The organism is Nitrobacter sp. JJSN (assembly GCF_051912485.1).
Lineage (GTDB): Bacteria > Pseudomonadota > Alphaproteobacteria > Rhizobiales > Xanthobacteraceae > Nitrobacter.
The window spans coordinates 2,346,513-2,367,812 of sequence record NZ_CP196822.1 but is presented as its reverse complement, the minus strand read 5'-3'; the positions used below and the strand labels follow the sequence as shown (position 1 = coordinate 2,367,812).

The 21,300-nt window shown below is 57.1% G+C and carries 22 protein-coding genes and 2 pseudogenes; 10 read left to right on the top strand and 14 right to left on the bottom strand.

All coding sequences use genetic code 11. The annotated features are described in order from the left end of the window. Positions 1–61: 61 nt before the first annotated feature. The 3 genes from ACSZOQ_RS11775 to ACSZOQ_RS11765 are packed head-to-tail and all read right to left on the bottom strand — an operon-like array spanning position 62 to position 2,315. The gene (locus tag ACSZOQ_RS11775; protein ID WP_439922709.1) at positions 62–841 is read right to left on the bottom strand and encodes an NUDIX hydrolase; all 780 of its coding nucleotides are present in this window, start codon (positions 839–841) and stop codon (positions 62–64) included. Next, a complete protein-coding gene (locus tag ACSZOQ_RS11770; protein ID WP_439922708.1) occupies positions 835–1,497 on the bottom strand; it encodes an HAD family hydrolase in 663 nt (220 codons plus the stop codon). Before ACSZOQ_RS11770 ends, ACSZOQ_RS11775 begins: the two co-directional genes overlap by 7 nt. Then, the gene (locus tag ACSZOQ_RS11765) at positions 1,497–2,315 is read right to left on the bottom strand and encodes a class I SAM-dependent methyltransferase (protein ID WP_439922707.1); all 819 of its coding nucleotides are present in this window, start codon (positions 2,313–2,315) and stop codon (positions 1,497–1,499) included. The genes ACSZOQ_RS11770 and ACSZOQ_RS11765 overlap by 1 nt, the downstream gene beginning before the upstream one ends. Positions 2,316–2,499: 184 nt before the next feature. Between ACSZOQ_RS11765 and ACSZOQ_RS11760 the strand changes: the two genes are divergently transcribed. Together ACSZOQ_RS11760 and ACSZOQ_RS11755 are read left to right on the top strand one after the other, a co-directional pair. After that, positions 2,500–3,120, top strand: coding sequence for a pseudaminic acid biosynthesis-associated methylase (locus tag ACSZOQ_RS11760; protein ID WP_439922706.1), 621 nt, complete (start codon positions 2,500–2,502; stop codon positions 3,118–3,120). A 446-nt stretch (positions 3,121–3,566) separates the two neighbouring features. Then, entirely contained in the window at positions 3,567–4,292 is a 726-nt protein-coding gene (locus ACSZOQ_RS11755; protein ID WP_439922705.1) for a cytidylyltransferase domain-containing protein, read from the top strand. 184 nt (positions 4,293–4,476) lie between these two features. On the opposite strand, the gene ACSZOQ_RS11750 is transcribed toward ACSZOQ_RS11755, so the two are convergent. After that, positions 4,477–4,845 carry a hypothetical protein gene (locus tag ACSZOQ_RS11750; protein WP_439922704.1) on the bottom strand — a complete coding sequence of 123 codons (369 nt, stop codon included), beginning with the start codon at positions 4,843–4,845 and terminating at the stop codon, positions 4,477–4,479. A 1,287-nt stretch (positions 4,846–6,132) separates the two neighbouring features. Here ACSZOQ_RS11750 and ACSZOQ_RS11745 point away from each other — a divergent pair. After that, complete coding sequence (locus tag ACSZOQ_RS11745) at positions 6,133–6,369, top strand: hypothetical protein (RefSeq protein ID WP_439922703.1); 237 nt, start codon at positions 6,133–6,135, stop codon at positions 6,367–6,369. Between the two features lie 1,021 nt (positions 6,370–7,390). On the opposite strand, the gene ACSZOQ_RS11740 is transcribed toward ACSZOQ_RS11745, so the two are convergent. Both ACSZOQ_RS11740 and ACSZOQ_RS11735 read right to left on the bottom strand, forming a co-directional pair. After that, positions 7,391–7,645: a hypothetical protein gene (locus tag ACSZOQ_RS11740; RefSeq protein ID WP_439922702.1), complete on the bottom strand. Its 255-nt coding sequence runs from the start codon at positions 7,643–7,645 to the stop codon at positions 7,391–7,393. A 304-nt stretch (positions 7,646–7,949) separates the two neighbouring features. Then, positions 7,950–8,117 carry a hypothetical protein gene (locus ACSZOQ_RS11735; RefSeq protein ID WP_439922701.1) on the bottom strand — a complete coding sequence of 56 codons (168 nt, stop codon included), beginning with the start codon at positions 8,115–8,117 and terminating at the stop codon, positions 7,950–7,952. 384 nt (positions 8,118–8,501) lie between these two features. Here ACSZOQ_RS11735 and ACSZOQ_RS11730 point away from each other — a divergent pair, with 384 nt between their 5' ends. The 4 genes from ACSZOQ_RS11730 (at position 8,502) to ACSZOQ_RS11715 (ending at position 14,026) form a co-directional block, all read left to right on the top strand. After that, positions 8,502–8,651 carry a hypothetical protein gene (locus ACSZOQ_RS11730; protein WP_439922700.1) on the top strand — a complete coding sequence of 50 codons (150 nt, stop codon included), beginning with the start codon at positions 8,502–8,504 and terminating at the stop codon, positions 8,649–8,651. Between the two features lie 555 nt (positions 8,652–9,206). Next, positions 9,207–11,156, top strand: a complete 1,950-nt coding sequence (locus ACSZOQ_RS11725) for a PrkA family serine protein kinase (protein WP_439922699.1) — start codon at positions 9,207–9,209, stop codon at positions 11,154–11,156. 15 nt (positions 11,157–11,171) lie between these two features. Continuing rightward, positions 11,172–12,491: a YeaH/YhbH family protein gene (locus ACSZOQ_RS11720; RefSeq protein ID WP_439922698.1), complete on the top strand. Its 1,320-nt coding sequence runs from the start codon at positions 11,172–11,174 to the stop codon at positions 12,489–12,491. Continuing rightward, complete coding sequence (locus ACSZOQ_RS11715) at positions 12,488–14,026, top strand: SpoVR family protein (RefSeq protein ID WP_439922697.1); 1,539 nt, start codon at positions 12,488–12,490, stop codon at positions 14,024–14,026. Before ACSZOQ_RS11720 ends, ACSZOQ_RS11715 begins: the two co-directional genes overlap by 4 nt. Positions 14,027–14,390: 364 nt before the next feature. On the opposite strand, the gene ACSZOQ_RS11710 is transcribed toward ACSZOQ_RS11715, so the two are convergent. The 3 genes and pseudogenes from ACSZOQ_RS11710 to ACSZOQ_RS11700 all read right to left on the bottom strand — a co-directional run. After that, positions 14,391–14,807, bottom strand: a complete 417-nt coding sequence (locus tag ACSZOQ_RS11710) for a hypothetical protein (RefSeq protein WP_439922696.1) — start codon at positions 14,805–14,807, stop codon at positions 14,391–14,393. 137 nt (positions 14,808–14,944) lie between these two features. After that, entirely contained in the window at positions 14,945–15,139 is a 195-nt protein-coding gene (locus tag ACSZOQ_RS11705) for a hypothetical protein (protein WP_439922695.1), read from the bottom strand. A 3-nt stretch (positions 15,140–15,142) separates the two neighbouring features. After that, positions 15,143–15,211: pseudogene (locus ACSZOQ_RS11700) on the bottom strand (hypothetical protein); the annotation flags it as partial. Between the two features lie 35 nt (positions 15,212–15,246). Here ACSZOQ_RS11700 and ACSZOQ_RS11695 point away from each other — a divergent pair. Continuing rightward, positions 15,247–15,531 (top strand): hypothetical protein, encoded by a 285-nt coding sequence (locus ACSZOQ_RS11695; protein WP_439922694.1) that lies wholly within the window; start codon positions 15,247–15,249, stop codon positions 15,529–15,531. Positions 15,532–15,849: 318 nt separating this feature from the next. Here ACSZOQ_RS11695 and ACSZOQ_RS11690 read toward each other — a convergent pair whose 3' ends face one another. The 3 genes and pseudogenes from ACSZOQ_RS11690 to ACSZOQ_RS11680 all read right to left on the bottom strand — a co-directional run bounded on the left by ACSZOQ_RS11690 (position 15,850) and on the right by ACSZOQ_RS11680 (position 17,658). Further along, positions 15,850–16,287: an SPW repeat domain-containing protein gene (locus tag ACSZOQ_RS11690; protein WP_439922693.1), complete on the bottom strand. Its 438-nt coding sequence runs from the start codon at positions 16,285–16,287 to the stop codon at positions 15,850–15,852. A 48-nt stretch (positions 16,288–16,335) separates the two neighbouring features. Next, positions 16,336–17,289: a complex I NDUFA9 subunit family protein gene (locus ACSZOQ_RS11685; protein WP_439922692.1), complete on the bottom strand. Its 954-nt coding sequence runs from the start codon at positions 17,287–17,289 to the stop codon at positions 16,336–16,338. A 65-nt stretch (positions 17,290–17,354) separates the two neighbouring features. After that, positions 17,355–17,658: pseudogene (locus tag ACSZOQ_RS11680) on the bottom strand (VOC family protein). Between the two features lie 670 nt (positions 17,659–18,328). Between ACSZOQ_RS11680 and ACSZOQ_RS11675 the strand changes: the two are divergent. Together ACSZOQ_RS11675 and ACSZOQ_RS11670 are read left to right on the top strand one after the other, a co-directional pair. Beyond that, entirely contained in the window at positions 18,329–18,565 is a 237-nt protein-coding gene (locus tag ACSZOQ_RS11675) for a zinc-finger domain-containing protein (RefSeq protein ID WP_439922691.1), read from the top strand. Between the two features lie 420 nt (positions 18,566–18,985). Further along, positions 18,986–19,273, top strand: a complete 288-nt coding sequence (locus tag ACSZOQ_RS11670) for an aminoacyl-tRNA deacylase (protein WP_439922690.1) — start codon at positions 18,986–18,988, stop codon at positions 19,271–19,273. A 142-nt stretch (positions 19,274–19,415) separates the two neighbouring features. Here ACSZOQ_RS11670 and ACSZOQ_RS11665 read toward each other — a convergent pair whose 3' ends face one another. Further along, positions 19,416–20,216, bottom strand: a complete 801-nt coding sequence (locus ACSZOQ_RS11665; RefSeq protein WP_439922689.1) for an AMP nucleosidase — start codon at positions 20,214–20,216, stop codon at positions 19,416–19,418. Between the two features lie 321 nt (positions 20,217–20,537). Continuing rightward, positions 20,538–20,831: a GYD domain-containing protein gene (locus ACSZOQ_RS11660; RefSeq protein WP_439922688.1), complete on the bottom strand. Its 294-nt coding sequence runs from the start codon at positions 20,829–20,831 to the stop codon at positions 20,538–20,540. Positions 20,832–21,300: the final 469 nt, after the last annotated feature.

Genomic DNA, 21,300 nt, shown 5'->3' with positions numbered 1-21,300 from the left:
TTTGCGCGGCGAAGATCAAAGTTGCCTCGAGGTTACCGTAGATTTTGACGATTTTTATAAGTTACTTCAAGTGTTTATAGTTTTGATCTTGCGTAAAGGCGCTGCTCAGGAAGCCGGAGCATAAGCCGGGTTGCATTAGAGTATCCAAAAGGGCGGCGGAAACAGCGCCCAACGAGTCAGCCCGGTTGCGCCGAAACGCCCGCACTTCGGCGGGCGCAACGATTTCAAGTTCAGCATATTCACGATTCTCAAGCGCCGCGAAGCGGCGCTGGATTTGCGCAGCCGAGGAGGCGGTCGCGAGCATGATTCCGACGTCGGTGACGTGGCTTTGCGGATCCTCGACGAGCGCAACGGCTCTGGATTGCGTCGACAGCTCGGACGCTCCGATGCCGGTTTCTTCCTCGAGTTCGATCAGAATGCATCGTTCGAGGCTCACCTGTCCGGCCGACCCGACTGCCGCGTCGTCAACGCCGCCTGACGGCACCAGCTCCCAGCACCCGGCGTCCATCTCGGAGCGACCGCTGCGCCGGCCGAATAAAACGCCATCCGAACAAGATAGGATACCTGTGACGGCGAGCGGTTTGATCTTCAGCGCGGCATGAAGGCTCGGCTCGCGCCGTTGTGCGAGGAAGTAGCGGTACTCCGAAAGCCAGCCGACGATCGTTTTGGCATCACAATAATCGACGCTGAACAATCGCCCGTTGTAGAGATTGTGGGAGCGTAGCTCTTTTTCGCGTTGCCAGATTTCGTCCACGCGCGCCTCGATGTCTGGGCCGATGGTTGGCGCTGCCGCTCCCAGCGTTACTCTCGGCTCCGACTGAAGCAGATGAACATTCAGCATGCCGGTATTCGTCCAAGGAGATCGGTGAGACGTTCGATGAACACGACCTGACCGGGCCACCCGGCGCGATTGTTCGGCGGCGCCAATGCCCACGTTTTTAGCCCCGCGGCAACTGCCGACATCGCGCCGATGCGGGAATCCTCGACGGCATGCGACAGGGAGGCCGAGCAATTCAGCCGCCTCAGTGCCCTGATGTAGGGTTCGGCAGCGGGCTTGCCTGCGCTCACCTCATCGCCGCCGACGACATCGTCGATCTTGTCGGCGAGCCCTCCGAATGCGAGCCATCTTTGCGCGGACAATTTGGGCGACGACGTAACTATGGCAATCTTCAACCCGCAGGCGCGGGCGTGCGCCAGCAATTCATATGCGCCGGCAGCGGGACGCGCGCTTTGCTGCGCCTGCGACACCATGGCCGAGTATTTTTGCAGGAGATCGGCCGGTGTTCCGGGCAGCTTGTGAGCCATCCTCAGCCGTTCGATAATCTCGCCAAGCGGCGGCCCGTTGAGCCGCTGGAACTCGACCTCGTTGCCGCTCGCGCCGAAGGAGGCGAGGTAGGAATGGTAGACGTTTTTCAGCGCCGTCAGGCTGTCAGCGAGCGTGCCGTCAAGATCCAGCAATAGGCCGCTGTGGAGCGGGCTGGCGTCAGCTTCCGGCATCAAGGTTTCCGACCGACAAACATCCGGCCTTGCCCAAAGGCGCCGAAGGCGCTCGATATCTCCGCCGATACCGCTATGTTGAGCAGGGTTGCCGCATGGACCAGCGGATGGTCGTAATCTACGGTGCCTCCATTGATGGCCGGGACCAGCACATAGAGCATCAGGTCGTGAAGCGAAATGAAATCCTCGATCTCGACCTCAAAGCCGAGCGTTTTGAGGTGCGGCAGGATGCGTGTTTCGTCGAAGAATAAGTTGAATGCGGCGGGCGTGCGCGCAGGCAGGTCCAGCAAGGTGCGGCAATGATTTTGCCGATCATAGGTCGCCATCGAATTCTCGATCATGATCAGATGTCCACCCTCCCGCACCCTTGCGGCAAGGTCGGTGATGGCACGCATCTGCAGTTCGACCGATTCGATGTTAATCAGGCAGCGATCGGTAAAAACGACATCGTATTGCGCCAGCAATCCCGACGCCGCCGAAAGTTCGAGCGCATTGCCGATTCGGAAGCTGGACCTGTCCTGGAAGCCGTTGGCAACGGCTGCTTCACGCGCGGCGTCGATCATTTCCGCGGTATAGTCGATGCCGTCGAGTTGCATGCGCGGGAATCGTGCGGCAAGGCCAAAGCAGTTCAAGCCATTGCCGCAACCGACTTCGAGAACGTGTGCCGGCGCATCGCCGAGCCCGATCGCAGACATCCGGCGCGCCAATGCGTCGATCTCGAGCATTTTCGCGGTTTCGGTTCTGGTGGTGGCGCCGAGCGCGGTGCCGAATTTCGATGCCCAGTCCCGCCAATGAGCCCTGACCTGCTCGCGATCCATCATAGCCCTTCCATCTGCCTCTTCCGCGGCTCGCCTGACATTGCCGAGGGTTTACTCTCCTGCACGCCCGGAGCCAATGAAAGGAACGTTGGTCTTCCGCAGGTCATGACGAGAGCGCGTACAATGATCCGCCGCTCGTTTTAGTTGTAGTAATGATGTAAAACTTCAAGGGGAACTAGCACGTATGACCCAGATCACAGCACAAGAGGAATTCTGGGCCGGGGAGTTCGGCGACAACTACATCGACCGGAATCAAAATCAGGAAGTGCTGGTCGCCAAAATCGGGATGTTTGCCCGAATTGTCCAGCGATGCAGCAACGTCCGGTCAGTTCGAGAGCTTGGCGCCAACATCGGCCTTAATATTCTGGCCCTCAAGACCCTGCTTCCATCCGCAGCGTTCCAAGCCATCGAAATAAACAGCCAAGCCTTCGAAAGGCTAGCGACGATACCCGGAATAGCTGCTTCCAATACGACGTTGTTCAAACCAGTCGAGTGGTCAAGCGTCGATCTGGCGTTTACCGCCGGTGTTCTGATCCACCTCAATCCTGACATGCTGCCGGTGGCCTATGAAAGGCTCCATGAGGCCAGCAATCGTTATGTCCTCGTGGCGGAGTACTACAATCCATCCGTGGTTGAGATCAGCTATCGTGGTCACAGTGGGCGTTTGTGGAAGCGGGATTTTGCCGGCGAGATGATGGACAAGTACCCTGATTTAAAACTTGTCGATTACGGGTTTATCTATCATCGAGACCCGGCATTCCCTGCTGACGACCTGACGTGGTTCCTGATGGAAAAGCGGGCCTGATTAATCAGCCAACATAGCATCAGCGGGTTGTTGCGATCTGCACTATGCCCATATTGGCTCGTGGTTGGCGCGGAGCGGCTATGCTGTCGACTATGCGAGGTACTTCAAGGGTCGTAATACGGAGCAGCAGCTAGCAAAGGCCGATCGAGCCGGACTTGGAACGGCACGTTCACGAATCCTTGGAATATCGGCGCGCTACATCGATAGGCTTGCCGGGTTGAGTGTTTCATAGGATTGCCGGAATGCGTTTGAAGATGTTAAGAGAGCGCAGCCTTGGAAGATATCGCAGGCCCAAACGACTTTGACCTGCTTAACCAGCGCTATCAACCGCCGAAACTTTGCGAACGCCTCGCGCCATTAGCAATCCACGCTGAGCCTGCCGATGTTCCCGCAGCCATCTGACGAAGACATCGACTATGTGATGGACGCCGTTCTCGGTTTTTAGGATGCCAAATGAAGTCGTAATCATCACTCAGGCGCGCATGACGAGCACCCGCCTCCCAGGCAAGATCTTGATGCGCGCCGGGGAACGCACGCTTCTTGAAACGCATCTCGATCGCCTCGCCGATGTCGGCGTGCCCGTGATTGTCGCGACGACAACGAATCTCTCCGACGGTCCCGTTGTCGAACTCTGCGCTGCACTCGACGTTCCGGTATTTCGTGGCAGTGAGAATGACGTACTGGAACGTTACCAAAGAGCGGCGCAGGCACACGAGGCTCGCCACGTGATTCGCGTGACGTCGGACTGCCCACTCATCTGTCCAGACGTGATTCGCGCCGGCCTCGACATCTATTTGGGCTTGAAGAGCGAGTCCATTTATCTCTGGAACGGCGAAAAGCGGACCTACCCTCGCGGCATGGAATTCGAAATTTTTTCCCGACGCTCACTCGACTTTGCCGTGGAGAATGCCAAGCTTCCGTCCGAGCGCGAGCATGTGACAGGTTATATTCGCACGTCGATGCCGGATATTCGTCACGAGTACTGCACGGATGAAGAAGATCTCAGCGACTGGCGCATCACCGTCGACACCGACGACGACTTCAAACTCGCCAAACTTTTGATTGAAGATCATCATGCGGCCGAGATGGATTACCCGGGCTTAAAGGCTTTGCTGAAAGCGCATCCGGAACTCATGAAAATCAACTCTCACATTCAACAGAAATCGATCTAAGGAGCTGATATGGTTTCGCCAAGAAATCATTATCACGAATCACAAAATCGGAGCGGGCCATCCGACGTTTGTTATCGCGGAGATGTCCGGCTACCACAATCAGTCGCTCTTGTCCGTCATCAGATGATTTGAGGCGGATCAGGGATTTTGAGAAGCGAAGCCCTAGCTCATCAGGGGTTAGAGTTTAAGCGGCCTGCAGTCGATGCTGCAAGCGGCGGTTTGCGATGGTGGCGCGCTTGATGCGCTGGCGTTCAGCGAGAAGGTCTTTGTCCCAGCCAGCCATCCTCGGCAAGCCGATTGGCTGTCCCTGTCGCGAATGCCATCCGGCTGGCGGTTGATCGAGAATCGGGCAAGGCTGCTGCTCGATGTTGGATTTGTGCAGACTGATCTTTGGAATGGTGATCGACCTGCTGCGGTCACAAGTTGCGCTTGAGGCAGAAATTCTGATCTTGAGGCAACAAATCAATGTGAACTCGCAATATTCGCTCCATGTCGTCACCAACAAATGGCACTGCTCTAAGTGCAATACCCGGTGGACGACGGAAGCATCCATTCGGTGCGGCTAACGCATCGAACCTCCCTGATTCGGCTTCCTCGCCGCAAAGTCGAATAATGAACGGCGCTCGCGGCGTTCTGAGCGCTCGACCTCGCCGTTGCCGCCCGGACCTTCGCATTTATCGGTGACTGAGAGTGTTGCGCTCCCGCCTTCGGCAAATAAGGAGCCACGCCATGCAGCCTCGACCTCGCTTTCCACAGAATCTCAAATCGCTTTATCAACGCCTCAACGATGAAGCTCAGCGCCTGCGTAAAGAGGCACGCGGTACTCAGCCCGGCGTTGAGCGAGAGCGGTTAATCCGAAAGGCACGCCAGGCTGAAACAGCGTCGCACGGCGACCAGTGGCTGTCGTCCCCAAGCCTGGCACCAAAATAATGGGAAAATATCACGCCTACATCTTTGCAAGCACGAAACGTCTCGGTCATTTTCGTAAACGGCTGATGATCAGGTCTGATTGGGCGATCATGGCAGCGCTGAACTTGCTATGGGAACGATCAAACCATCGAAGCATCCTCGCTACCCGAGAACAAAAGACAAACGCGACGTTTAACCAAGAGGGGGGCGCGCCTCAGTAGGCGGCCCTTCTTCTAGTTATTATGTGGACGCGGCACCGATCAGCGCGAGCCGGGTTAGCACTGATCCCCCTCCAGCTTGCGATCCGCGTCTCGCGAACATGCAGGTTAGGCGTAGAGTCTCATCGCTCGAACTCCTTCATGGTGTGCTCAACGAGGCGGTTGATGTGCGGGATGTCAGTGTGATCACTGATCACATCGAGCCCATTATTCCCGTTGTCGTAGATCAGAGTGATCATACCGACACGCCGTTCTTCGACATTAAGCGTGAGCGTGTCCCTATTGGTGCTGAACATCGCCTTTGTGATCTCGGGGAGATTCCGCGATCGGTTGACGACCGGATCTTCCCCGTCATTGACGGAGATTAGAAAGCCGTCGTTGACCGCGTTATCGATGAGCGCGTTGGCGATCTGTTCGTCCAGTGATGTCTTACTAATGAAAGCTCTCCGGTTTTGCGCCTTCGATCACGAGATCGACTCAGTCCGGCGCGATCCGTAATTTCGGCGTATGTTGTAACAATCCGCTTAACGAACGCCGTGTTGTCTTTTTCGTCTTTTTCGCAGCGGCGTGGACCCGGCAACTTGTGATGCAATCATGCGTCAAGATTGCGGTGAGGATGGCGTAACTGTCCAAGAGAAGGAGCGCTGGCGCTGCGGGAACCGATCGGCCCATCCGGTCATTGATCATCAACGCAAACCAATGGGAGGGTGAACATGTCTCAGTGCGAAACCTGCGGAAACGACTACGACAAGGCATTTCAAGTCACCATGGGCGGGAAAACCCATACCTATGACAGCTTCGAATGTGCGATCCACGCCTTGGCTCCGGTGTGCGAACACTGCGGTATTCGCATCGTTGGGCATGGGCTTGAATCTGCGGACAAGTTCTACTGCTGCGAACATTGCGCAGAGAACAACGGCGTTAAGGGATTTCGTGATCGTCAGAACTAGAGGCTTCGTGGATGCGAAAGCGTGCCGTTGCCCATGGCCAAACGCCTTGAGAACGTGCGGATCGAAGAGTCGCCCAGCGCCGGCAGACCAAGACCCCTGACGGCTATACTCGGGAGACACCTTCACCCAGCCCCAGACCGAGCCAGACAGACGGCGAGGGGGCCTGCCCGGCCGCGACGCACTTGTCGAAGGTCGAGACCTGGCGCGAACTGCCGGACGGTGAGATCGAGTTCACGATGAAGAGATTGGGAAGCGCGGATTAGCGCGGAGGCTCCGGCGGTTGGAGCTCGCTCTCTATCCATCCCAGTGTCTTGTCGTCGCTTAAAGGATCGCATTCGACGCACCGGAGCGTGCGCGCACCATTCCCTCCAGGCGGCAGGCAATGCCATGGTCATCGGTTTCCCGCACGTCGGGCAGATATTACTTCGAGAAAGCTGGCCCATTGGCTCTTCATTCCGTTAGAGGAAGGCGGGAGCGCTACCGGGCGTTCTCTTCACCGATGGGAGCCAGGGGACCGTGCGGTGATGGATTGATGGTGTGCCCCAATCGGGGCAGTGTCGAAACACGGTTTCGTGGGCCAGCGCCGCGCGTCGATCGAGCATTAAAAAGGCTCGCCACGGGCGACGAAGGCCGAGCTGAGTGAAGACAGACGCTGCCCGCCGGGCCGATTAATCCACGTGAGAGCAAGAGGTTACGTGAGAACAAATACCCGCCGGTGAGGGCTCACCGGGATGAGTTACTGGGAAAGAACGGCGGCTGGACCGGGCGGAGACGGGCTCCAGCGGAACGCCGGTGCGCAGCGACCTCCTGCAACCGATTTGGCGGCCGCAATCCCGGCGGGTTTGCAAATCTGTCTATGTTTATGGCGGTCGCGGCCCCGGCGATTTTCTTGAGAAAATCCTCTCGTTCCGGCCCTGGCTGAAGCGACCCGACCTTTCGGCTTTCCGGTAGTAGCCGCGCCAAGCTGGGGCCGTCCGCGGCGTCGATCACTCGACTCCTTCTTACCTCGCGATTTGCTGGATTAACTTGCAGCCACTGCCTCGACTTTGGTGCGGACCTTCGTTTCCGCATTATACACCTCGATGCGAAGCATCGGAAATTTTGCCAGGAGTTCTGCACCCGCTGCTTGGGCAATGCGCTCTTCGTCAAAGGAAGATTTTAGCCTTCCATCCACGACCATCGCGAAGCCTTCAGTCGGAATGATGTCGGCGCGCTGAGGGTTCCGAGGTCGAAGTTCCTCGGACTGATCTTCCGCGGGACGTTTAAATGATTTCACGACAATACCTACCTTGTTGGGCCCATATCGTATGTGGTGATAACTCCCCGACAAAACAACTGAGACCCGCTCGCCGACTTCGACCGTCTATCCCCATCGGATTGTCCTTCGGATTACCGACCAGAGTTCGGCTTGGTTCTCTCGCTTATTGGCTCATGTACCAAAGCGCGACCGCCACGAAAATGACGGCGATCAACCAAGCGACGTAGCCTACCCTCTTCGATATCGAATCCCACATTGCGCCGTCGTCCTAAGCGGGAGAAGCAGCTACAGTTTGGAGTTGTTTTTTAAACAGCTCGGCGAACTACTGCAGGCTCTCGCCTCGCTCCTCATTTTGCTGTTGAACAACTTGGCCAATTTCTTGTCGTTGCCCGTAGTCGACCGGCATCGCCTGCGTCTTGGCGACACGGGCGAACTTCGCCCGAACTTGCGGATGGAGGTTAGACAGCCTGGACCAATCGATCACGTTCACAACTTCCGATCTGTCTGTATTCTAAGATCCCGCCGGCGATGGGATCACCGGCGGGTTTCTCGGTAGAGCGCGAACGGATGGCTGGTCCGTCCGGATTGGATAATGCGCGGGGTGGGGCGAGGTTCCGATCCGCCAGCTGCTCTGGCTGGCGCAATAGACGGAAACTCGGCAGTCCTCGGAGGGTCAAGTTTCTCGGCCCAGCTATGGACGGGGATGCTGGTACCCATCCGAGCGGACAATGCGCAGGATAAGGAAGCGTTCGGGACGGCACACAATCCCGATGCTTTCTATTTTTGAATCAGTCCTTAAAATTTGCCAACGCCATCGCACATTAAGACAGGACAATGCGCACTTTTCTCCGCGGGCTATGAAGGGAGAGGCGACATGAAAAGCGACATGAAAATTAAAATTGTCCTGGCAGCAATTCTAGCCGTCGCAACTTTGGTTAGCGTCAGCGCATTGGTATCGGCGGTTCACAGGGCAGATAATGGGGCTACCCCCACAATCGCGAATGGCACCAGCACCAGAAACTGACGCGGTATTGAGGCAGCCTTTACCTTATTGGCGGCCGCAGCCCCCGGCGAGTTTCCCATGTGTTGAGGTTCGCCGCGATGTCGTGGGCTTGCTCGACTTTCTTCGCGGAGTTTGCCCCGCACCGCATGACTATAGCGGCGGACGGAGCGATGGCGGCATGTCGCAGTTGCGGCACGACAGTTGTAGCGGTTGTGGAAGAAGGCGCGGGAAGGGGACGTGAAGGGAACATGGCGCCGTAGCGCTTATCCGCGCGACGTGGTCCTAGACCTTCTCGAATGGGCGCCTAGCTACTGTGAGGAACAATGGTTTTGGTTCGCCCGTGCAGTGAAATCGGCGAGAGGCGAGCGCCTGATCAATGAGGCCGGAGTGGCGCGCCGGTGAGACTGCAACATACGGCAGATTAGCAATAAGCATCTTGGCATCGCATCGAGCGGTGATCGTTTCCCCGTTCGATCTTGCTCCGAACCACGATCAATTCAGAACGTGAACGGGAACCGTCGCGGCTTCATGAAAGTTGTGACGTAAGGACACCGCGGCGGCCGCCGGGAGGCGACTATGCACAGCAAGCAATCTGACGTCTTCGAATTGTTCTCTAAAATCTATAGTTCCGTGACCCCGGAAGAGATGAGCCTCCAGCAATATCTACTGGCGTGTCGGGAGGACAAGTCGATGTATGGCTTGGCGCCCGAGCGCATGATCGACGCGATCGGCGAACCCAAGCTGGTCGACACCAGCAAGGACGAGAGGCTGGGCCGCATTTTCGCGAATAAGACGATCAAGCTCTATTCCTCCTTCTCCGACTTCTATGGCATGGAAGACACGATCGAGCGGATCGTCGGTTATTTCCGCTATGCTTCGCAAGGGCTGGAGGAACGCAAACAGATCCTCTACTTGCTCGGCCCGGTGGGCGGTGGCAAATCTTCGCTGGCAGAGCGACTGAAAAGCCTGATGGAGCAGCGCCCCATCTATACGCTCAAGGCCGGGAATCAAATCAGCCCGGTTTTTGAATCGCCGCTCGGCCTTTTCAGCCCCGACCGCATGGCCGATTTGCTGGAAGACAAATACGGGATCGCGCGGCGACGCTTAAACGGCTTGATCTCACCTTGGGCGGCGAAACGTCTCGACGAACTGGCCGGTGATATTTCCAAATTTTCTGTTGTGAAGCTTATGCCGTCCCGGCTTCGCCAGATCGGCATCGCCAAGACAGAGCCTGGGGACGAAAATAACCAGGACGTGTCTGCGCTGGTCGGCAAGGTCGACATCCGCCAGCTCGAGAACTACAGCCAGTCTGATCCGGATGCCTATTCCTACAGCGGCGGCCTGAACCGCACCACGCAGGGCCTGCTAGAGTTCGTCGAGATGTTCAAGGCGCCCATCAAGGTGCTGCACCCGCTGCTTACGGCAACGCAAGAGGGCAGCTACAACGGCACCGAGAATTTTGGGTCATTTCCGTACCAGGGAATAGTCGTTGCCCATTCCAACGAATCGGAATGGCTGCATTTCAAGAACAACAAGAACAACGAGGCGTTTCTTGACCGCATCCTGGTGGTCAAGGTGCCATATTGCCTGCGGATTACCGAGGAAAGGCAAATCTATGATAAGCTGCTGCGCGAAAGCGAACTTGTCGACAGCGCGTGCGCGCCGGAAGTCCTGGACATCCTCAGCCGGTTCACGGTTTCAACCCGTTTGGCTGAGCATGCCAACTCGCCCCTCTACACCAAGATGCGGATCTATGACGGCGAAAACCTTAAGGACGTCGACCCTAAGGCAAAGTCGGTCCAGGAATACCGGGACGCCGCCGGCGTCGATGAAGGCATGACCGGCGTCAGCACCCGTTTCGCTTTCAAGATTTTGTCGCAGACCTTCAACTACGATACCGAGGAAGTTGCTGCCGATCCCGTTCATCTGATGTATATTCTAGAAGATGCAATTAAGCGCGAACAGTTCCCGAAAAAGGCCGAAGCCGCCTATCTTGATTTCATAAAGTCGGAGCTCGCCACCCGGTACGCCGAGTTTATCGGCCATGAGATTCAGAAGGCCTATCTGGAGTCGTATAGCGAATACGGCCAGAACCTGTTCGACCGCTACATTGCCTATGCCGATGCCTGGATCGAAGACCAGGACTACAAGGACCCCAATACCGGGCAGATCCTCAACCGCGAGGTGCTGGACAACGATTTGTCGCAAGTCGAGAAGCCGGCCGGCATCGCCAACCCGAAGGACTTCCGCAACGAGGTGGTGAAGTTTACATTGCGGGCGCGGGCCCGCAATGACGGCCGCAACCCGTCATGGACGAGCTACGAGAAGCTGCGCGAGGTGATCGAGAAGCGCATGTTCGGCCAGGTCGAAGACCTGCTGCCCGTCATCAGCTTCGGCTCCAAGCAGGACAGCGTCACCGAGAAACGCCACCACGAATTCGTGCAGCGGATGATCGCACGCGGCTATACCGAGCGTCAGGTGCGGAGGCTGGTGGACTGGTATATGCGAGTCAACAAGGCCGGCTGAAGGCGGAGGCATGCCATGCCGATCTTCATCGACCGCCGACTCAACCCTAAAGACAAGAGCTTCGGCAACCGGCAGCGTTTCCTGCGGCGCGCGCGCGAGGAATTGAAGCGCAGCATTCGCGACGGCGTCCGCAGCGGCAGGATTTCCGATGCGGACAGCGAGCAGGCGGTCTCGATTCCGACGAGAAGCACGGACGAGCCACGCTTCAAGGAAGCCAAGGACAGCGGTCGCCGTGAACATGTCCTGCCGGGCAATAAGCATTTCGCGCCCGGCGATCGGCTGCTCAAGCCCGGCCAGGGCGATGCCAGCACGTCCGGCCAGTCGATGAAGGGCTCGGAAGACGATTTCCGCTTCGTGCTGTCGCGCGAGGAGGTGCTTGACCTCTTCTTTGAGGACCTCGAACTGCCCGATATGGTCAAGCTTAATTTAAAGGAAATCCTCGCTTACAAGTCGCGGCGGGCGGGCTTTGCCGCAGCCGGTTCGCCGACCAACATCAATGTCGGCCGCACCATGCGCAACAGCTACGGCCGCCGCATCGCGCTGAAACGCCCCAAACGGGAGGAGGTCGACGCGATCCGGCAGGAGATTGCGGAACTGGAAGCGGGGTCGCTGAGCCCGCTTGCTAGACAGCGTATCGCCGCGCTGCAAGACGAAGTGGAGCAACTGAAACGGAAGCGGCGGTTGATCGCCTATGTCGATCCGGTCGACATCCGCTTCAACCGCTTCGAGGCGCAGCCCATTCCGAACGCCAAGGCGGTGATGTTCTGCCTGATGGACGTGTCCGGCTCGATGGGTGAACGCGAGAAGGACCTTGCCAAACGCTTTTTCGTATTGCTGCACCTGTTCCTGAAGCGCCGCTACGACCGCACCGAAATCGTTTTCATCCGTCACACTCATGAAGCCCTGGAAGTGGACGAGGAGACCTTCTTCTACAGCACGCAGAGCGGTGGCACGGTGGTCTCTACCGCGTTGGAGAAGATGCATCGCATCATCTCTGAGCGCTATCCCAGCAGCGAATGGAATATCTACGCCGCACAGGCATCCGACGGGGACAACCTCGCCGACGATTCGCCGCGCTGCATCGCATTCCTCGACGAGGAGATCATGCGGCTTTGCCAGTATTACGCTTATGTCGAAATCATCGATAAGCGGGAGCGGCATATCTTCGGCACGACCGAGAACGGGACCTCGCTTTGGCAAGCCTATAGTTCTGTCAACAAGAACTGGCCGAACTTCCAGATGACCCGCATCGCCGAGGCAGCCGACATCTACCCCGTGTTCCGGCAACTCTTTACTAGGCAGGCGGCGGCGGAAGGATTGAGGATTCGCCGATGAATGCCACCTCACGCAAACCCGGCCTGCTATTCTCTGGTCCTGACTGGGATTTCGGTACCCTGTCGCATGCTTTCGACGTGATAGAACGGGTAGCAATCGAAGAGCTTAACCTCGATATCCATCCGGTGCAGATGGAGATCATCTCGTCCGAGCAGATGCTGGACGCCTATTCCTCCATTGGCATGCCGCTGATGTACCGACACTGGTCGTTCGGCAAGCACTTTCTCTACCAGGAACAGCTCTATCGCGAGGGTGGTCGCGGGCTGGCTTACGAGATCGTCATCAATTCCAACCCTTGCATCGTCTATCTGATGGAAGAAAACACCATGGCGCTGCAGGCGCTGGTGACCGCCCATGCCGCGCTCGGCCACAATCATTTCTTCAAGAACAACTATCTGTTCAAAGAGTGGACCGATGCCGGCGCGATCCTCAGCTATCTCGACTTCGCAAAGAATTACATCGCCCGCTGCGAGGAGCGGCACGGGCTTGCCGCCGTGGAGGAAATCCTCGACACGGCGCACGCGCTGATGGAACAGGGTGTGTTCCGCTACCGGCGGCCTCCGAAGCTGTCGTCGGAGAAACAGCGGCAAGGCCTGCGCGAGCGCCTCGAATATGAGGAGCGATCCTACAACGACCTCTGGCGCACCTTGCCGCCGTCGAAAAGCGAGAGTCAGGTCGGCGAGAGCGAAAGCAAGACGGCCGAGCGTCGCAAATCGCTGAAGCTTCCGGAGGAGAACCTCCTTTATTTCCTAGAGAAGAACAGCCTGATCCTGGAGCCGTGGCAGCGCGAAATCCTGAGGATCGTGCGCGTCATCGCCCAATATTTCTACCCGCAACGGCAGACGCAGGTGATGAACGAGGGTTGCGCTACTTTCGTCCATTATACGGTCATGAACGCGCTGTTCGATCGCGGCCTAATCAACGAAAGCGCGATGCTGGAAATCCTGCGCAGCCATTCGAACGTGATCTTCCAGCCGGCCTTCGACGACCCCCGCTATGCCGGCATCAATCCCTATGCGCTCGGGCTGAACCTTATGCAGGACATCCAGCGCATCTCGACCGAACCGACGGAAGAGGACCGCGACTGGTTCCCAGACCTCGCCGGCAAATTCGACTGGCGCGCCACGCTGCTCGATGCCTGGGCTAACCACCGCGACGAATCCTTTATCCGGCAGTATCTGAGCCCCACGCTGATCCGCAAATGGCGGCTTTTCCTGCTTTCCGACACTGCTAGCGAGCCGCACTACGAGGTCGCCTCGATCCACAACGAGCGCGGGTACGAGAAGATTCGCTCGGCGCTTGCCCACAGCTACGACATCGGGGCAAGCCGTTCCGACATTCAGGTCGTCGACGTCGATCTGCTCGGCGACCGGCATCTACGGCTGGAGCACAAAATTGCCGACGGCATTCTGCTGGAGGATGGTAGCTGCGACGCGACGTTACAACACATCCGCAGGCTGTGGGGCTATAAGGTTAGTTTGGTAGGCGTGGATGCGAATACCGGCGCAAAGCTCTATGAACGCCTGAGCGATTAAGCCGTTGGAGCTGCTTGGCTTCTGCGGCGAACGAACGCTCGAAGGCCGCAAATCGAAGGCCCCCTATACGACTGCATGCGGCCGATGCACTTCGGCGGGCGCGTAAGCTTCCCGTCAACCCAGCGAGGAATGAACTTCGCCAGTTGGCGAGAGGATTGCGAGACCTTCATAAGTTGGGTGTGCACGTCATCTCCAAAGTATCGAAAGATCCGCAGCTGTCTCCGAAAATACACGTTGAAGTGATGGGTCGCGCGGACTACCTCATTCGTCGCGTAAGCAGCCATGACAGCAATTCAGAAGATTCCCCCGCCCAGGAGAACTTCGGGGTATAGGCAACTCTCGCCCTTCTCCGGCAACAGCTTCCTCAATAGCACACGAGCTCGCGGTGGCCGACGACGTAGCCCCATTGATTTATGTGGCGCCTTCGCACGACATAGCAGCCCTCATCGTCATAGTAGTAGTCGTTGTAGTAATAGGGCGCGCCAAAGGCTGCCAGCGCGAATGAGGGACCGAAGAAGAAGCGGCGATCGTGGAAGCGGTGGTCCGCGAAGAAGGCCCTGTGTGTGGCGAACCCCGAGTGTACGAACGGGCGTCCGGCGAATCTGCCCATCCGCATGCCACCACCGTGGAATTCGCTACCCGCGCTGCCGTGGAAGCCTCCCATGCCACCGCCGCCGAAACGCGCCTCGGCCGATCCGGACCAGGTCATCACGCCAGCGGTGACAAACGCAGCAGCGAGCGCAGCGGCAATTGTCTTTTTAATTTTAGGTGTGGAGGTCATGACGTTTCTCCCATCATGAGAGATATCGCCCTCGCGTCATATCTTTCACGGGGCAGATGAACCATCGATGAATATCGATCGGTAACCGCCCGCAACATCAAGGGGGATTCATCAAATGACCGGGTTAGGGTCCGGACTCATAACTTATGCGCGCGATCAAGCGATCTTTGAACCTGAGCTTGTTGGTCTCCAATGATGAGACCCGCCGCATACGCGCGGTGATGATTTTGCTCGCCAGTCAGGCCGTTCGTACGACGAGCGATAATATCGGCGAACAGGGTCTTGTGCGCTACAATGTCGTTGATTGTGCCTAGGCTGTTCTGCAAGTTCACCAGGGATGATTTGATCGTTCTGCAACGCTTCGCGCATTCTTTGCCGTGAAAGAGGCCGGAAAAGAATTCGATCGAATAGCGGGCTTTCTTGACTGGAATGCTAGCCGATGCAGCTGCTCTGGATTCAAGGTTTCGATCCTTGCACCCAGCCGCCTGATCTTTTTTCGACGTTGCGAAAGCTGCCCGGCAGCGTAAATCTCGACCGGAAATTCGCGGCGTGCACGAACGCGCAAGTCCTCATCCGTTGGTCGGTCCAGGAAATCCGCAGAATGGCGCAGCGGCTCGCGCGAAAACGAATTCGACCTGGCTATGTCATCGCATGGTCGCTGTTGCGACGCGCTCACCAAGCCGTCGCTCAAAAAGCCCACATCAAACAAAAACTACGACTGTAATGCTAGGCCAACCAATCTGCGGATTTCAGCGATCGTCCCTCGCACATGGCTCACCTCGATTGAGCCAAAAGTCTTATGCGGTGGCGTCCCATTAAGGATTAGACTGCCTTCCGCGCCTCCGCTCCTGAATGGATGGGCTGCTTCTTCCTCCCTATGGGCAGTTCGCGAACAGATGAACAGATCTACGCTCCCGAGATGATTTCTCGTCTTCGGCCACGCGCAGATAATAATCAGGTTTAGGCAACTATCTGCTCAGTTGGCCGCGTGATGCCAGCAATCGCGCCACCAAGTGATGAAATCGCGATCGGTCATCAGTTCTCATGTTCCCAACAGGATCACCAACATGCCCGACACCATACTGCTGACCGTGGCCGATACCGACTCATAGCCGATCGCCCAAGGTGCAACCAGCAGAGCCAGACCGAGGAGAACCTCTCCCCATTCCTCCAGGTAGGACGGAATGACGAATCCTTCTACGGCAAACAGAATGGCACACAACCCAAGCACGATGGTTATCCAGGTAGCCGCTCCTGCGGAACCGAGGGCGAAGGGTGATAAGATCAGCCATACGCCCAGTAACAGGCCGGCAACGTCTTGCCAATGTTGAATGCGCGTGATGCTCACCTCCTCTCTCAAGATGATGAGATCGTGACCATGATTGCCTCCGAACAGACGTGGATCGTCGCGGGAAGGTCCGTGGCATATTTGGCGGGCGGGAACGATACACTTGATGCCTCGCGCGAAAGTATCGCGCATCCGCGCGAACCAGTCAGCTGTTGAGGCGGATTGACCGAGGGGCCTCTTTCATTCGCAGTTCGATAATATTTTCTGGAGAATTGCATCGACCGAGTGCGGCGAAATCCCAAGTTCAATAAATCCAGGCATCTCCGGTGATGACACCGTATCGATCTGCATCAGCTCCACTTGATTGCGAGTAAGAAGTGGACCCGGAAACATTTCGGAAGTCCATGCGAGTGCATGCCAAACGGCAAACGGGATCGGAATCAATAGGGGCGCAAGGTCGGCTTGGTGCGCAATGGCTCCGAGAAGTTCTTTGTAGGAATAGACACGAGGGCCGCCGAGTTCGAAGATCATCGAAGGCGTCTCGGCGTGCTGCATGACCCGCCCAATCGCCTCCGCAACATCCTCCACATAGGCCGGCTGCAGCTTGGTCAGGCCGTGGCCAAACATCGGATAGATTGGAAGCTGGCGGAGGAGCTTGAGTATGGTGGTAAGAAACGCGTCGTCTGGTCCGAACATCACCGCTGGGCGGACTAAAAGTGCACCGGCGAACGCGGCTTGGACCGCCAATTCGCCTTCGCCGCGCTTTCGGATGTATTGTGATTGTGAGGCGGTATCGGCACCGATTCCTGAAACGTGAACGAACCGTTCGACTCCAGCCCGATGCGCTTGAGCCGCTACTCGTTGGGCCGACTCGACGTGCACCGAATGAAAAGTCTTCCGTCCGTTCTCGACGTAAAGACTGACCGCATTTACAACGCCGTAAGCGCCCGCAAGCGCGTCCGCGACTGATTGATCGTCGTGGACGTCGGCCTGAACGGATTGAAGTTGCGGATCATCAGAACCAAAAAGTCTGTGCCCCCGATCCGGATGCCTTGACGCGATCCGAACGGGAAATCCGCGATAGCGCAGATGCCGAACGATGCAGCGGCCGAGAAAGCCGGTTCCGCCGAACACGGCGACGGTGCGATCGTTTGTTGCTACCATGACCCGAACTCGCCAGATTGCGGCGACCATTTTTCATCGGAGCACCATACGCGCTCCCAGCACCTCTTGGAATGGCAGGCTGCTTCGAGTTGCTATTAAATCGGGAGCAAAGGCCGAGCGAAACTGAGTTCGTGGCCGTCGGGGTCAATCAGGTGGAAGAAGCGCTCACCCCACTCGGCATCGCGGGGTGCGGTGATTGGCTGGCACCCTGCTGCGAGCGCACGTTCATAGAGTGCATCAACATCGGTGACGTAGAAGATAACGCGGCCCCACCAGGACCAGCGCCGCTCGGTAGGCTGCGCGATGAGGTTAAGATAGCCCGCCCCCGTGCGAAAACTAGTGAACAGCTCGCGGCATTTCGTGTGTGGCCAGCGTGATTGCGCTGATCCCCTCAATCATGGATAAGGCTCTCCTGTTTCTTCCTCTGTGTCGTTTGTAGTCGACTTCTCCGCCGGTCTGATTAGCCGAGCGCACGACGTACAGACTAACCGCCGCCATATGGCCCGACTGGATCGAAAATATCCGCCATGGACGAAGCCGATCGCGACCGTTCCCGCCCTCGGCCGGCGAGATTTTATCGAGCGCAAGTCAGTCAAGAAGCTTCACTTCCGCCGCCCGGCGGTCTTTCATTTGCGCGCGAGCGTAACAACAACGGCACTGCGTGCCACAATTGCATAATGTTCTGATTTCCCGGATTTTTTCAATATTCCCTGAGCGCATCACGCCCATAACAACACCATTGAAATTATTCGGATTTTGGCACTGAAGTTCGCGCCTCCTAACCGTGCTATGTTGAGATTTACGAGAACGGCTCATGCCGGGTTGCATATTGGAATTTCGGCTTGGCGATCATGACTTAACCTTGCGGAGCGGTGTCACTTTGAGCTGATCCTGGTGGTCGCCGATGGCGCCGTGAGCCTAACGATGGACGTGTCGCTATGGGTACGTTTTACGGCAACCAAACGGCGCGAGAGGGGCGCCGCTCACCGGATGCTGATCGAACCCTCGTCCGACGATCCATGCACGGCACTTTGCATCATCGATCGGGCGCGTAAGCCGCGCGTTGCAGATGGAAAGTTATCCGAAGTTTCATAATGAAGTAGGGGTGCCGATCGTGCGCATTGGCTGCCGCGAGTTCAAGTGCATTGGGGATAAACCGCCGCAAGATCACCCACACATCTACCTCAAGATAGGCGATGCCAGTGAGATCGTCTGCCCTTATTGCTCTACGCTATTCCGCTTCGATCCGAGCTTGGGCGCACACGAAGCTGATCCGGCAGATTGTGCTTATGGTGACAGAGACTGAGTTGAAAAGCAGCAACGCTGCTTCCTTCGTCATGCCAGCCGCAGCCAACCAGCGCCAGGCACCATCGTCCCGCCGTCACGGGGCGGTTTACAATGGCTACGAACGATTCGAATTCGATGCATGCGTCACGACGGCCGAACCAGCGAGTTCCGCGCGACCAAGTCATAGATCGCGTCGCGGATCACCTGACGACGAATTGCAGCTGGCGGATGGAGGCCTATCTTGACGTTATAATCACGCAGCCGCCCATCGTACGGCGAAAGTCTGCAAGAAGTCATCACGGTGGATGGTTTGCGTATTGCACCGGAGATCACGTCATGTCTATTGCTCCCACGCTCCAGAAATACCTGGCCGCTGAAACATCCAATACGAAGTGATCCCGCACGAACTCAGCATGACGTCCACTCGCACGACTGAGGCATGCGGCGCGACGGCGAATATATGCTGGCCGTCTTGCCGGCATCACATCACCTCCGCCTGTCGGAACAGAGGATAAGACTCGGTGACAATGTCCACATCGCCGATGAAACCGAGATCAATCGGCTGTTCGGCGACTGTGCACACGGTGCAGTTCCTGCTGTCGGAAAATGCTATAGGCTGGATATCATCGTCGACGACAGCATCGAGGCACAGCCGGAAATCTATATATGGAATCTGGCGATCACGAGACGCTGCTTCAGATGGGTCACGCGCAGTTTGCGCGCCTGACGGCCAACGCACCGCACGGGCGCTTTAGCGCGCATAGCTGCGGATTTTTCGGTCGTACCGGACAATTCGCGGCGGCCGTCACGGTCCCGAATGGGACGATCATGCCGCGGCTTGGCTGTTCATGCGACGGCGGGGCGTCGCTTCATGTCTCATGCCCTGCATCGAAATCGTCTTCGAAACGCAAATGCTTCACGCTGCGGCCACGGCGCCGCACCAGCTTCAGGGCCTCTATCCCGATTTGGATATGCTTTTCGACATAGTTCGCGGTCACCACCTGATCCGACGCTTCGGTCTTCACGCCATCGGGGATCATCGGCTGATCGGACACAAGAAGCAGCGCGCCAGTCGAAATGCGGTTGGCAAATCCTGCAGCAAAGATTGTTGCAGTCTCCATGTCGATCGCCATGCTTCGTGTACGACGCAACAGATCCCTAAAGCGGTCATCGTGTTCCCAGACGCGACGATTGGTCGTGTACACAGTACCTGTCCAATAATCGTGACCGAGATCGCGGATCATCGTTGACACCGCGCGTTGCAACTGGAACGCGGGCAACGCGGGGACCTCCGGTGGCAGGTAATCATTCGAGGTGCCTTCGCCGCGAATGGCCGCAATCGGTAGAATCAAGTCACCAATTTGATTCTTGCGTTTCAACCCGCCACATTTGCCAAGAAACAATACGGCTTTCGGCGCAATGGCGCTTAACAAATCCATCACGGTGGCAGCATTCGGGCTTCCCATGCCGAAGTTAATCAGAGTGATTCCATCGACTGTCACGTTGGGCATCGGTCGATCTACGCCCTTTACCAAGCCGCCGTGCAGCGCGGCGAACCATTCGACGTAATTGCCGAAGTTGGTCAGGAGAACATATTCTCCGAATTCAGCGAGCGGCGTGCTGGTGTAACGCGGCAGCCAGTTTTCTACGATGTCCTTTTTCTCTTTCATTCCTTTGGTCTTATTTGGAGAGCGCAACAACATAGCTTGTCAAGGCTAGTGGATAGAACCGTTCCCTGTCCCCACCTAGATTTGTCGGATTCCACTAATCCAGCGGGTGACCGGGGACTCGTTGATACCGCTTGCCTACAACACCGGCAGATGGCGATCACTGGCCACCAGACCCTCGAGGAAGTCGAGCGATACACCAAGCCCGCCAGTCGAAAGAGACGGCTGATGTGGCGATCACAAACCTAAATGGTCAAATTGGTTTCGTCACGTGCCTGGTCACGCGGTCGCAGTTCTACGGATGCCGGTCAGTAATGTCCGTTGTCAGAGCATCTTGCCGACTATCGTCGCCATTTCATCTGCCGAGAAAGCTCGCAACGATTCGGTGCGAACATTGCCGAGCGCGCTAAGACTCAAGCTAAGCGACATGGCGGAAGACTCGTCTGGCGCTTCGACGATTGTCACGATGTCATATCGTCCCTGCGTCCAGAAGATGTCCTTCACGGTCACTCCAAACGTCTTCGCCATTTGCTTGAAGGCGTCTGCCCGCTTCGGGGAATCCTTGGCGTTGCGGATTCCCTGATCGGTGAACTTCGCAAGCACGACATTTGTTACCATGGTAATCCTCCCTAGTTAGGACCCTGTGCAAACTGGCGTGAGGAAGCTGTGCTGCACTTGCCACAGCAGTTCCAGCAGCATTTATTGATATCATAGTTCGCATGCCAATGTTTGGTTTGCCGTTCTTAGAAGCGGTTCAACGGCCGGAACGCATGTTGGCGTCGCCCGCCAAGGTATGCCCAAAGCAGACCAAACGAAGCGGCAGTCGCGGTGGCGCCTTACAGAGGCCTTGGGGAACCGACATTGACAATCTTGGCTTGGCATTTGCCATGTTGGGCGGGAGCCCGGACCGCGAGGTCGCTGTCAAATGTTCCGGAGGATGACAGCTACGGTGATTGTCTGGTCCGATCGCGCAGGAGTGATGTGTTTTCTGCGACCTTGAGGTGCTGGTGCCATCGCGCCCGATCGGTTGTATAGTTCAGGGGGCCGCGCTGCGTTGCATCAAGTGCACCTGAAACCCAGCAATGGA

Bases quoted from the DNA above. Each gene is read 5' to 3' on its own strand.
- ACSZOQ_RS11775 (WP_439922709.1), bottom strand. From the start codon at position 841: ATGCTGAATGTTCATCTGCTTCAGTCGGAGCCGAGAGTAACGCTGGGA.
- ACSZOQ_RS11770 (WP_439922708.1), bottom strand. From the start codon at position 1,497: ATGCCGGAAGCTGACGCCAGCCCGCTCCACAGCGGCCTATTGCTGGAT.
- ACSZOQ_RS11765 (WP_439922707.1), bottom strand. From the start codon at position 2,315: ATGGATCGCGAGCAGGTCAGGGCTCATTGGCGGGACTGGGCATCGAAA.
- ACSZOQ_RS11760 (WP_439922706.1), top strand. From the start codon at position 2,500: ATGACCCAGATCACAGCACAAGAGGAATTCTGGGCCGGGGAGTTCGGC.
- ACSZOQ_RS11755 (WP_439922705.1), top strand. From the start codon at position 3,567: ATGCCAAATGAAGTCGTAATCATCACTCAGGCGCGCATGACGAGCACC.
- ACSZOQ_RS11750 (WP_439922704.1), bottom strand. From the start codon at position 4,845: ATGGATGCTTCCGTCGTCCACCGGGTATTGCACTTAGAGCAGTGCCAT.
- ACSZOQ_RS11745 (WP_439922703.1), top strand. From the start codon at position 6,133: ATGTCTCAGTGCGAAACCTGCGGAAACGACTACGACAAGGCATTTCAA.
- ACSZOQ_RS11730 (WP_439922700.1), top strand. From the start codon at position 8,502: ATGAAAAGCGACATGAAAATTAAAATTGTCCTGGCAGCAATTCTAGCC.
- ACSZOQ_RS11725 (WP_439922699.1), top strand. From the start codon at position 9,207: ATGCACAGCAAGCAATCTGACGTCTTCGAATTGTTCTCTAAAATCTAT.
- ACSZOQ_RS11720 (WP_439922698.1), top strand. From the start codon at position 11,172: ATGCCGATCTTCATCGACCGCCGACTCAACCCTAAAGACAAGAGCTTC.
- ACSZOQ_RS11715 (WP_439922697.1), top strand. From the start codon at position 12,488: ATGAATGCCACCTCACGCAAACCCGGCCTGCTATTCTCTGGTCCTGAC.
- ACSZOQ_RS11710 (WP_439922696.1), bottom strand. From the start codon at position 14,807: ATGACCTCCACACCTAAAATTAAAAAGACAATTGCCGCTGCGCTCGCT.
- ACSZOQ_RS11695 (WP_439922694.1), top strand. From the start codon at position 15,247: ATGCAGCTGCTCTGGATTCAAGGTTTCGATCCTTGCACCCAGCCGCCT.
- ACSZOQ_RS11690 (WP_439922693.1), bottom strand. From the start codon at position 16,287: ATGCGCGATACTTTCGCGCGAGGCATCAAGTGTATCGTTCCCGCCCGC.
- ACSZOQ_RS11685 (WP_439922692.1), bottom strand. From the start codon at position 17,289: ATGGTCGCCGCAATCTGGCGAGTTCGGGTCATGGTAGCAACAAACGAT.
- ACSZOQ_RS11675 (WP_439922691.1), top strand. From the start codon at position 18,329: ATGGAAAGTTATCCGAAGTTTCATAATGAAGTAGGGGTGCCGATCGTG.
- ACSZOQ_RS11670 (WP_439922690.1), top strand. From the start codon at position 18,986: ATGCGGCGCGACGGCGAATATATGCTGGCCGTCTTGCCGGCATCACAT.
- ACSZOQ_RS11665 (WP_439922689.1), bottom strand. From the start codon at position 20,216: ATGAAAGAGAAAAAGGACATCGTAGAAAACTGGCTGCCGCGTTACACC.
- ACSZOQ_RS11660 (WP_439922688.1), bottom strand. From the start codon at position 20,831: ATGGTAACAAATGTCGTGCTTGCGAAGTTCACCGATCAGGGAATCCGC.